At 60.7% G+C, this 11,204-nt stretch carries 5 protein-coding genes, 1 tRNA gene and 2 rRNA genes; 2 read left to right on the top strand and 6 right to left on the bottom strand.

The window, feature by feature from the left end; all coding sequences use genetic code 11:
- Positions 1-5 precede the first annotated feature (5 nt).
- Together rrf and ACQZAB_RS07070 are read right to left on the bottom strand one after the other, a co-directional pair.
- A 5S ribosomal RNA gene (gene rrf, locus ACQZAB_RS07075) occupies positions 6-113 on the bottom strand.
- A 220-nt stretch (positions 114-333) separates the two neighbouring features.
- Positions 334-3,093 (bottom strand): 23S ribosomal RNA (locus tag ACQZAB_RS07070).
- A 519-nt stretch (positions 3,094-3,612) separates the two neighbouring features.
- Between ACQZAB_RS07070 and ACQZAB_RS07065 the strand changes: the two genes are divergently transcribed.
- Both ACQZAB_RS07065 and ACQZAB_RS07060 read left to right on the top strand, forming a co-directional pair.
- A tRNA-Ser gene (locus ACQZAB_RS07065) sits at positions 3,613-3,700 on the top strand.
- A 180-nt stretch (positions 3,701-3,880) separates the two neighbouring features.
- Positions 3,881-6,385 (top strand): sulfatase-like hydrolase/transferase, encoded by a 2,505-nt coding sequence (locus ACQZAB_RS07060; protein ID WP_428388360.1) that lies wholly within the window; start codon positions 3,881-3,883, stop codon positions 6,383-6,385.
- A gap of 24 nt (positions 6,386-6,409) precedes the next feature.
- Here the strand turns inward: ACQZAB_RS07060 and ACQZAB_RS07055 are convergent, their stop codons facing one another.
- From ACQZAB_RS07055 to ACQZAB_RS07040, 4 genes are all read right to left on the bottom strand, one after another.
- Entirely contained in the window at positions 6,410-7,927 is a 1,518-nt protein-coding gene (locus ACQZAB_RS07055; RefSeq protein ID WP_428388358.1) for a sulfatase family protein, read from the bottom strand.
- A gap of 99 nt (positions 7,928-8,026) precedes the next feature.
- Positions 8,027-8,920, bottom strand: a complete 894-nt coding sequence (locus ACQZAB_RS07050; protein ID WP_428388356.1) for a hypothetical protein — start codon at positions 8,918-8,920, stop codon at positions 8,027-8,029.
- 100 nt (positions 8,921-9,020) lie between these two features.
- Entirely contained in the window at positions 9,021-9,740 is a 720-nt protein-coding gene (locus tag ACQZAB_RS07045) for a PEP-CTERM sorting domain-containing protein (RefSeq protein ID WP_428388354.1), read from the bottom strand.
- 237 nt (positions 9,741-9,977) lie between these two features.
- Positions 9,978-11,051: a LacI family DNA-binding transcriptional regulator gene (locus tag ACQZAB_RS07040; protein WP_428388352.1), complete on the bottom strand. Its 1,074-nt coding sequence runs from the start codon at positions 11,049-11,051 to the stop codon at positions 9,978-9,980.
- Positions 11,052-11,204: the final 153 nt, after the last annotated feature.

Genomic DNA, 11,204 nt, shown 5'->3' with positions numbered 1-11,204 from the left:
CTTAAAGTCGGCGATGACCTACTTTCCCGCGGTGGCAGTATCATCGGCGTGACAGGCTTAACTTCCGAGTTCGGGATGGGATCGGGTGTGACCCTGTCACTATGGTCACCGACAAGCGTGGCGACAGGACTTAACCTGCCGCCACGGTGGGTGGATTTGCTGTGTGCCGAACACGGGGTCCGGTGCTTGTGTTTGCTTGAGGTGCTGATCGACTCGGGGTTGGGATCGAGTCTGGATGACCAGCGATTTGTACCCAGTTGGGTGCGTTGTGAGTGTGAAAAATGCTTCGGAATTCCGATCAGAGTCGAGCGTGTTGCTCGGCTGGTGATCGGAATGACTAAGCAATCGACCGTTAGTACCGCTCACCTGAGGACATCTCTGCCCTTACAGCTGCGGCCTATCAACCCGGTGGTCTCCCGGGGGTCTCAGTGCAATTCTTATCTTGAGGGGGGCTTCCCACTTAGATGCCTTCAGCGGTTATCCCTGCCGCACTTAGCTACCCGGCGATGGCCTTAGCAAGCCAACCGGCACACCAGGGGTGCGTCCTACCTAATCCTCTCGTACTAAAGTAGAATCCTCTCAAAATTGCTACGCCCACAGCAGATAGGGACCGACCTGGCTCACGCCGGTCTGAACCCAGCTCGCGTGCCGCTTTAATGGGCGAACAGCCCAACCCTTGGGACCGCCTTCAGCCCCAGGATGCGACGAGCCGACATCGAGGTGCCAAACCGCTCCGCCGCTATGGACGCTCGGGAGCGATCAGCCTGTTATCCCCGGAGTACCTTTTATCCGTTGAGCGATAGCCCTTCCACACGGGACTACCGGATCACTAGAGCCTACTTTCGTAACTGCTCGACGAGTATGTCTCGCAGTAAAGCCAGCTTGTGCTCTTACACTCGACACACGGTTTCCAACCGTGCTGAGCTGACCTTTGCGCTCCTCCGTTACTTTTTAGGAGGAGACCGCCCCAGTCAAACTGCCCGGCTGACAGGGTCCCTCGCCCGGATTCACGGGTCGTGGTTAGGTCAGAAATGTGATCAGGGTGGTATTTCAAGGATGGCTCCACCGAGACCGGAATCTCGGGTTCAAAGCCTCCCACCTATCCTACGCAGAACAAATTTCTGGCCAGTATCAGCGTACAGTAAAGGTTCACGGGGTCTTTCCGTCTTGCTGCGGGTACGCGGTATCTTCACCGCTTCTTCTATTTCACCGAGTCGGTTGTTGAGACAGTGCTCCAATGATTACGCCATTCATGCGCGTCGGAACTTACCCGACAAGGAATTTCGCTACCTTAGGACCGTCATAGTTACGGCCGCCATTGACCGGTGCTTGGGTCGTAAGCTTCGCCGAAGCTAACCTACTTCCGTGACATTCCGGCATCGAGCAGGCGTCAGACTGTATACATCCTCTTGCGAGTTAGCACAGTCCTGTGTTTTTGATAAACAGTTCTCAGAGCCTTTTCTCTGCGCCCTTCCCGAAGGTTAGGGCCCCCTTATCGCGAACTTACGGGGTGAATTTGCCTAATTCCTTAACAACCGTTCTCTCGAGCGCCTGAGGCTATTCGCCACGTCTACCTGTGTCAGTTTTAGTACGGCCACGTTTTCGTCCACACCGGCTTTTCTTGGGACTCGTTCAGCCATCATCGGGATCTAGCCCTTAGCCTTGCGGCAACGCCCATCTAGTGGGGCGCATGACCTTCAGAATCCGTCACGGTGCTTCAACCTACAACGCGGTGCAGGAATATTAACCTGCTGTCCATCGACTACGCCTTTCGGCCTCGCCTTAGGTGCCGACTAACCCTGGGCGGATTTACCTTCCCCAGGAAACCTTAGACTTTCGGCGTGCTGGATTTTCACCAGCATTATCGTTACTCAAACCCACATAATCACTTCCGGGCGCTCCACGAAACGTTGCCCGTTTCGCTTCAATGCTGCCTGGAACGCTCCTCTACCGCTACATAAGTAGCCCGCAGCTTCGGTTAGAATCTTATTCCCGATCATTATCGGCGCCAGAGTCCTCGACCAGTGAGCTATTACGCACTCTTTAAATGGTGGCTGCTTCTAAGCCAACATCCTGGCTGTCACGGCACCCTGACTTCCTTAAGAACTGAGATTCTATTAGGGACCTTAGCTGGCGGTCTGGGTTGTTTCCCTTTTGACCACGGATATTATCACCCGCAGTCTGACTCCTGCGACAAAAGCGAACGGTATTCGGAGTTTGGGAGGGGTGGGTAGGCGGGTAGCCCCCCAGCCCCTATCAGTAGCTCTACCCCCGTTCGCTGTCACGCAAGGCTAGCCCAAAAACTATTTCGAGGAGAACGAGATATCTCCCAGTTTGATTAGACTTTGACTCCTCCCCACAGCTCATCCCATAACTTTTCAACGTTAACGGGTTCGGTCCTCCAGGAAGTGTTACCTTCCCTTCAACCTGGCCATGGGTAGATCACAAGGTTTCGCGTCTAACCCCTACGACTCGACGCCGGTTAAGACTCGCTTTCGCTTCGGCTCCGGTGGTGTACACCTTAACCTTGCCGTAGAGGCTAACTCGTGGGCTCATTATGCAAGAGGCACGCCGTCACCCCGAAGGGCTCCGACCGCTTGTAAGCGTGTGGTTTCAGGTACTTTTCACTTCCCTTTCGGGGAACTTTTCATCATTCAATCACTCTACTGGTCAACTATCGGTCGTTGAGTAGTATTCAGCCTTGGGGGGTGGACCCCCCATATTCACACCGGGTTTCACGGGCCCGATGCTACTCAAGGGCTACCCCACTACCTAGCTACAGGGCTGTCACCTGCTATGGCCGGCCTTTCCAGACCGTTCACTATGCTATGGGTTTGTCCGCTTTCGCTCGCCGCTACTGACGGAATCGAGGTTTCTTTCTTTTCCTCTGGCTACTTAGATGTTTCAGTTCACCAGGTTCGCTTCTACACCGTATGCATTCGGGTGCAGATGACCTTACGGCCGGGTTTCCCCATTCAGAAATCCCAGGATCACAGGTTGGTTGCCACCTTCCCTGGGCATATCGCAGGCTCCCACGTCTTTCATCGCCTCTCAACGCCAAGACATCCACCACACGCTCTTAGTAGCTTAATCACTCCGATCGCCAGTCGAGCTTACGGCCGGGGAGGCCTTCACTCTCATTTAGATCGACGAGATCCGCTGTGCACGATTGACACACAGTGATCCCCGACACGGCCAAACTGTAACCGCACAACGTCGGGGACAAGCATTCTTCAATCCTCAGAACGCATCGCAACTCGGTATCACAAACAATTGCAATACCCAGCAAATCCACTTGTCAAAGAGCTCACCCGGCGTCCGGGCTGCCCGCTTTAAGGCTTGGTGCGGCCGGTCGAAACCGGCTGGCCGCCCCTTTTGGCGAGCCGCGTACATTATCCGCTACAGCTTGGCTGTCAAGTCAACCGGCCCGTCCGAGCCCATCTTTTTCCCCAACGGGTGGAAAGCCCGTGGAGAGCTGGCGCGAGACGCCCGGAATCCCCGGCCACCACCCCGCGAACCAGGGCCGGATGAGTAAACTACACCCGACCCAGACGAGCCCCCAGCCTCCGGCGAACCCGCCTCCCCGGCGGCCAAGCGGGCCCGTCAACCCCCGGTGGGGTGCCAGAGTGGTCGAATGGACCGGTTTTGAAAACCGGCGAACGGGTTTCCCGTTCCGTGGGTTCGAATCCCACCCCCACCGCTTGTCTCTGAATCACATCTAGCCCAACTCCGCCAGAACCGGGATAACGCTATCCCCCGTATTGGGCTGGTTTTGCGCCCATCCGGTGGTACGTTCAAAGGAGAGGGTACTTCGGTCACACAGGGCCCCGCTGTCCCACCTCCGAACCCCGATGCGGCACCGTCGCGGAGTCTGTTGTTCATGCCTCACCTGCGTTCGACGTTCCTGGCTGCCTCAGCTGCCGCCGGCCTCGCCGCCGGCTCGGTCACAGCTGATCCGACTCCACCTCCCAACCTGGTGGTCTTCTTCGTCGACGACCTCGGCTGGATCGACAACGACCTCGACTACGCCAACCAGTTCGCGGGGATCCGGGGCGACACCGACGCCTTCTTCGAAACACCCCACCTCCGAGACATGGCCGCGGACGGCCGTACCTACACCCAGGCCTACGCCTCCTCGCCGGTCTGCTCGCCCACCCGGGCCAGCCTGATGCTCGGGCAGTCGACCGGCACGCACCGGGTCACGCAGTTCATCGGCGGCCCGCAGACACCCGGTTTCTCGTACCGATCATCGCTGCCCAGCTCGCCGACGACCATCGCCGAGGCGCTACGTTCGGCCGGCTACGCCACGGGCTACGCCGGCAAATGGCATCTCGGCTCGAGGCCGACCCAGCACGGCTTCGACGAGAACTACGGCGGGGCCGGACAGGGACTTCCCAACACCTGGTTCGCCGACAGCCAGGGCGGGTTCGACTGGGCCACCGGGCTGCCGGATGCAGGCGTTGCGTTCGCCGGCGAGTACCTCACCGATCGGTTGACGCGCGAGGCCGTCGGCTTCATTGAGCGCTCCGTCACCGCAGACCAGCCCTTCTTCCTCGACCTCTCGCACTACGGCGTTCACGTGCCCTTCGAAGCGCCGACCGCTGCGCTCTTCAATAAGTACCACACCAAGCTCGACGCCAACACCTACGCACAGTTCGGCGAGCTGACCAGCTTCCAGAAAGACGAGCTCGCGACCTACGCGGCCATGACCGAAGCCGTCGACATCTCCCTCGGAGCCATCCGGCAGGCGCTGGTCGATCAGGGCGTCGCCGACAACACCTACGTCGTCTTTACCTCCGACAACGGTGGGCTCGCCATCCCCGACTTCGGCAACTTCGCCGATGACGACATGAACGCCCCACTCCGCAACGGCAAAGGCACGCTCTACGAAGGCGGCATACGCGTGCCCATGCTGCTGACCGGGCCGACCGTCGCTCAGGGCGTCGATACCACCGCCGTTGTCAGCCACGACCTCTTCCCCACCCTGCTCGCCAGGGCCGGCGTCCCCCTGCCCGACCAGCCGCTCGATGGCGTCGACTTCAGCCAATCACTGGCCGGCGGACCGGCACCCGACCGCGGCGAGCGCGAGCTCGTCATCCACTACCCCCACTTTTCCAATCAGGGCGGCCGACCCGGCGGCGCGATCATCGATGACGACTGGAAACTCATCCAGAGTTACGAGCATGGCGGCATCGAGCTGTTCAACCTCGCGCAGGACCTCAGCGAGACCACCGATCTCGAAGCCCAGCACCTCCGAAGAACCGAAGCACTGCGCGTTCGGCTGCACCGCGACCTCGAACGCACCAGCGCCCCCCTGCCCTCGGGCTTCGTCCTCGACACCCGGGACGCCGGCCAGCCCCTGCTCGTCCTGAATCCCAGCTTCGAGATCGACGCCGTGCCCGACAACACCTCTGGCGATCCGAGCCGGGCCGCCCTCCGAACACCCACCGGCTGGAGCTGGTTCAGCGGCCTCGAACTCCGAAACGCAGGCGTCGCCAACCCCGACGACAACCAGCTCTTCGGACCCGACTTCCCCAACACCAACGGAGACGCTCAGAACGGCGCGATGGACGGCCCGCAGCTCGCCTACCTCGGCTCCTTTGTCGACGCATCCAACCAGGACGTGACCGGCCAGCTCGTCGGCTTCGAGCAGACGCTCAACGTCACCCTCGAACCCAATTCGGCCTACACCCTCCGATTCGCCGCCGGTGCGCGCAGCGACCAGGCCGTGTTCGTGGACGGGCTGGTACGGCTACTGGCCGGAGACACCGCCATCGCCAGCTACGAAACCCCGCACGACCCGAACGGCCTGCTGCGTGAGTATCAACTGGTCGTCAACACCCACACCCTCGACGATGAACTCTTCGGCCTGCCGCTGACCCTGCAACTGCTCAGAGATACCGATGGCGGCAAGGTCAGCTACGACAACATCCGCCTGTACCGCGCGGTCGATCTGCTAGGTGACTTCGACGACAACGGCGTCCTCGACGCCGACGACCTGGCCGATCTCTACCTGGCCCTCACCCTCAACGATCCCGCCTTCGACCTCACCGGCGACGGCCAGATCACCACCGGCGACCTCGACCTCTGGATCGGCCCCCGCGGCCTCGGCTCCCGCCCGGGCGACAGCAACCTCGACGGCAAGGTCAACCTCATCGACCTCTCCAACCTGGCCACCCACTTCGGAACCTTTGCCGACCAGTACCAGCAGGGCGATTTCAACGGCGACCGCGCCGTCAACCTCATCGACCTCTCGATCCTCGCCACGCACTTCGGCTTCGACGCCGCCGCCGTCCCATCCCCCGCCACCTCGGCCATCGTCGGCCTCGGCCTGCTCGCCGCCCTGAAACGCGACACCAGAGCCCGCCATCGTCCGCAGGGATGACGTCGGGGCCTGAGCCACCGCGATCTAATCCGCCAGGTACTTCTGACGCAACAAGGCCGCGGCGTCGCCGCGCCCCGTCTGCTCCAGCCGTCTCAGATAAACCCGCAGATCACCCGGCCGACCGACCGGATGATCGGCACGCGCGTGCAGCGGGCCTCCCTCTGCCAGCGTCTTGTAAAGAGGGTCCGTGACATCGCTCGGGTGTTCACGAACCACCTTAGCCATCGCCCGGTCGTGCCAGGCCATCATCCGCCAGGTCGCCTCGCGCAGCACCTCCGGATAAGCGTCCGCCAGATCGTTTAACTCGTGCGGATCGGTCGCAAGATCAAACAGCATGTGCTCGGGGAACAGGTGGAAACCATCGTGATAGGTCCGGATGTATAGCCAGCGATGGCCGTCCTGATCGAAACGCACACTCCGCTGCGCAACGTGCGCACACTGCGACAGCACCAGCTCCTGCCGATGCTCCGCCGAGCGCCCCCTCAGGCAATCCGCAAAACTCGCGCCGTCCCAAACCTCAGGCGTCAACGCCCTGGCCTCATCGCCGAGCAACGCCAGACAGGTCGGCGCCCAGTCCAGGTGATAGCAAAGCGCCTCACTAGCTGCCCCCCCTTGGACGCCCGGCCAACGAACCACAAACGGGATACGACACGTCGCCTGGTCCGCCGTGCCATGCTCCCCGTAAATCCCCAGGTCGCCCTGATTCTCCCCGTGATCCGCAGAGATGATGATCGCCACCTCGTCCTCCACCCCCGCTTCCCGCAGCAACGCGAGTATCCGCGCGATGTGATCATCCACGTAGCGAATCGCCGTGTCGTAACCGTTGATCCAGTGCGTCAGAGAAGCCCGATCCGTGATCCGCTTCGGCACACGCGGAAACTCATTCGGGTCCGCGTCCTCGTACATCCCAAGGTCCAGCGCCGAATGAGGACCCGCACGAAGCAACTGCTCCTCGATCAGTTCGTCCGTGAACCACTCGGCGATGGGTTCATCCGCAAACGGTTCCCCGTAACCCGCGGGCACCCGGTAATTCGTGTGGATGTCCCAGAAATTGATGTGCAGATACCAGTTGTCACGCGCGGCATTCTGCCTGAGCCACTTCTCAACCACCGGCTGCACCACCTCCGCCGGCTCCGCCCCGCCCTGACCGGTGTTATGCATCTCGTGAAAGCCAGCGTAGAAATGATGCGCCGCATGCCGCTGCCCGAAAGGCGAGATCATCGCCGTATGAAACCCCAGCTTCTGCAACTGTCGCGGAAAACTGTCCTCCTCATAGGTCGAGCGAAAATCCCGAATCGCCCCCTGCGGTTTCGGATCGGCCGTCGTCCCGCCGTGACCCACCACGCCCGTATGAATCCCGAATCGACCCTGGTAGAACGCCGTCCGCGACGGCAGACACGGCGCGTCCGAGCAGTACATATTGTCAAAACGAACCCCCTGAGACGCAATCTCATCGATCGTCGGCGACGTGTTCCGGTGGTACCCGTAACAACCCAGATGAGAGGGATTCAGTGCATCAAGATCGAGATATAGGATTCGCATGCCGAGAGTCTAATCACTCCACAGACATCCAAAAAAACCGCCCCGGCCCTTAGGCCGGAAGCGGTGAGAGGAGCATCCCTGGTCAAGGCCGGACAACAATCAGTGTCGTCGGCAAAGTAGCACCGGCGCACCTAGAGCGAGCAACAAACCCGCGGTAGCCGGCTCAGGAATCGCCAGCGCGCTGTCGGCCCAGGACGTCAGTTGCGTACCGTCCTCCGCCGTGAGATTCACCGATGCCAGCACCGAGGTCAGATCGATATCCGATGTCGTCAGGTCCTCGTAGACCGTCCCGTAGATCACCAGCGCCGCGAGCAGCGTGCCCCGGTTCTGCGCGTGCCAGTTGTCCGCCGAGTGCAGCCGGTCGTAATCGCCGATCTCCCAGGCCGTGCCCACCGGAGCCACCCTGGCGATGTCGCTGCCGATGTTGTCGTTGAGGTGATTCTTCAGGATCTCATAACCGGCCCGCACCTCGGCCTGCATCTCCTGCGGCCCGCCCGGGAACTCAGGATTGCTGCCCGTATAGAACGGATGACCGTAGTTGCGTGCAAACGTCTCGTAGAAAACCGGCACCACACCCGAACTCCGCGAACTCGCGATGTTGTAGAGTGCGAGTGCATCAGCCTTCGAGTTCTCCACACTCTCCGGGTACCCGGGCGTGCCGGGGAAGGCCCGCGTGAGTTTGGAAGAGTGCTCCTGCATCACAATGAAATCCCAATCCTCGGATAACGGGATCGTGACAAAAAGCGGGGCCGTGTTGTTGGCGACGTGCCAACCGAGCGCCTGTCCGCTCGCCGCCGCAGACCGGACGGTCGGAGCCTCGTGGCCCGCAGCGACGGCGATATCTTCAAACAGAGCATTCACCGATCGCGTGCTGCCAAAGCCCAGCGTGAAGCTGTTGCCGTAGAACATCACGGTCTTCGGCTCGGCGTAGGCCGTACCGGCTGCGAGCAACGCAGCGATCGACGCCGTGAACAAGGTGCGTAAACGTGACATGGGTCGTCCTTAGAGATGACAGAATGATGGAATCAGGAACCGGTCCGGCGTGCAGGCCCGCACCACCACGGGCCCGCACGCTGCCGGACATGTGACGTATTCAACGGCGGCGAAGCAGCGCCAAGGCACCCAGACCGAGCAGACCGATTGACGCCGGCTCCGGAATCGCATTGATGCCGACCTCCAGCGTGCCCAGGTAGTAAAAACCAACCGTGTTGCTGTTGTTGGGTCCCGGCTCCACGTCGATGAAGATCTCGCCATTCCCATCGGGAGAAATACCGCTGATCACCGCTACTTGATCGGTGTTGTTGGCCGCATCAAGAACGACTGATGCGGACGCAGCACCCTTCACTGTGTACTTTGCATCACGAATATCACCCACACCCGTCCGCGAAGCAAAGAACGTGAAGTCGTAGGTGTTACCGGCATCGAGATTGAAAAGCTTGAACTGGCCCAGGGGATTCGGTTCGGCACCGGCAAAGGCAGCCACATGCCCGAAGAAGTAATCGTCCGTCGCCGTGCCGGGATAGCTCGCCGCTGCACCGCCAGGCGTCGTCGTTCCCAGACTCGAAGGCTCACCGATCTGGAAGAACGTATCGGTGATCTCAAAACCAACCGGTGTCAGGTTGTTGTTGCTGTCGAACGTCGCGAACAGCACCGTGGTCGCCGGCACCACGTTGTTCCAGCCCGGTGAGGTCTGCAGATTCGTCCTACCGAAGTCAAATAGCAGCGTTGTATCGGCGGCCAGAGCGCTGCCGGTCACGGAGCCAGCGGTGAAAGCAGCCAGTGCTAAGGTCGTGGTCAGGTTCGTGCGGGTCATCATCCAACTCCTCTAGAAGAAACAAAAAAGTGAAAACAGAAACAGAAGCACAAAGAAAACAAAGACACTGAATCGAAAACCGCAGACACACCTAAACAAAGCGATCAAGCCGGGTGGGTCTCACAATCTCGGGGTCCTTTCTCCCTCACGGGTGTGAAGGTCTGATGGTCATGCCGGCGGGAAGCATGCGTGCCGGGCTTCGATTCACGAAACGATCCAAAACCTGCGCAACCAGCGTTAGCCGGTCCGCATCCGCTGACCACTCGGCTCGATCCGCACCGGTTTCGCCGGCGGGGACGCCGTGGTCTGATTCACCTCAAAACTCGCGGGCAGCACCCGCCGAAGCGGTTCCTGCACCTCGCCCAGAATCCGTTTGCTCAGCCACTGCGCCGCCAGCGAACCGATCTCCTCCGTCGGCTGACACACCGCCGTCAGCAATGGATACACCTGACGACGCATCTGACCGTCATCGAATCCCACGATAGACAGCTGCCCGGGCACCTCTAAACCGATCTCGTGCGCCCGACAGAGCGCGCCAATCGCCGGGAACGGATCGGCCACGAACACCGCCGTCGGCGGCTCACGACGACTCATCAACTCGTTGATCGCATGACCGCCCCCCTCACGCGACGGCGCGATGCGCACGATCAGCGATGGGTCCGGCTCGATGCCATGCTCACGCAGCGCCTGCTCGTAACCCGAGATCCGATTGTGGTGGTCGTGGTCGTCCGGCCGCTGAACCGCCAGACCGATCCGCTCGTGCCCAAGCTGGATCAGGTGATCCATCATCATCCCGATCTCTCGCGACGCATCACAGCAGACATAACTCACATCCGGCTCGGGAAACTCCTCCGCCAGCGCGACGCACGGGTAGCCCTCATCGGTGATCGCACGGCAGATGCCCCGGTGATCCGCATCCACCTGCACCACCACGCCCTGCAGACGACGACGCGTGAAGAACGCCGTGTACGACTCCGAGACCGGCTTATCGCGATGCAGATCGACGAACTGCACGTCCAGCCCGGTCCCGGTCAATCCCTGGACCCCACGCAAACCCCGACGCGTGCCGTTGAGCAGCATGCAGTCATAAAGCGACAGCACCGGCGAAGGCGTGGTCGAGACATACCCAATCGCCACGCCCGGCTCGCTATCCATGGCTCCCATCCGAGGGCTGGCGTAGCCCGCCTTGTTGGCCGCCATCACGATCCGCTGCCGTGTGCCCGTGCTGATGTCCGGGTGCCCTCGCAACGCTCGCGAGACCGTGGCGGCCGACACGCCAACCTGCTTTGCGATTTCGCGGACAGAAGCCATGACACGTTTCCTGCACCAGCAACCATCGAACGTGAGTCAGAATCACGGTGAATCGCATTGTTGCGGTTTGTATCGCAACAACAATCAGAAACTACACAACACCGCACGGCCGTCAACCCCCTGTTTGCGAGATTATCACAGGTAATCTTTTAA

Origin of the sequence: Mucisphaera sp., from assembly GCF_965279675.1 — a bacterium.
In the GTDB taxonomy this organism is placed as follows: Bacteria; Planctomycetota; Phycisphaerae; order Phycisphaerales; family Phycisphaeraceae; genus Mucisphaera.
The sequence above is the reverse complement of the archived record's forward strand: the minus strand, read 5'-3'. Positions and strand labels throughout refer to the sequence as shown.

What these genes read in the sequence shown, in the direction of transcription:
- ACQZAB_RS07060 (WP_428388360.1), top strand. Translation starts at nt 3,881, where the DNA reads ATGCCTCACCTGCGTTCGACGTTCCTGGCTGCCTCAGCTGCCGCCGGC.
- ACQZAB_RS07040 (WP_428388352.1), bottom strand. Translation starts at nt 11,051, where the DNA reads ATGGCTTCTGTCCGCGAAATCGCAAAGCAGGTTGGCGTGTCGGCCGCC.
- ACQZAB_RS07045 (WP_428388354.1), bottom strand. Translation starts at nt 9,740, where the DNA reads ATGACCCGCACGAACCTGACCACGACCTTAGCACTGGCTGCTTTCACC.
- ACQZAB_RS07050 (WP_428388356.1), bottom strand. Translation starts at nt 8,920, where the DNA reads ATGTCACGTTTACGCACCTTGTTCACGGCGTCGATCGCTGCGTTGCTC.
- ACQZAB_RS07055 (WP_428388358.1), bottom strand. Translation starts at nt 7,927, where the DNA reads ATGCGAATCCTATATCTCGATCTTGATGCACTGAATCCCTCTCATCTG.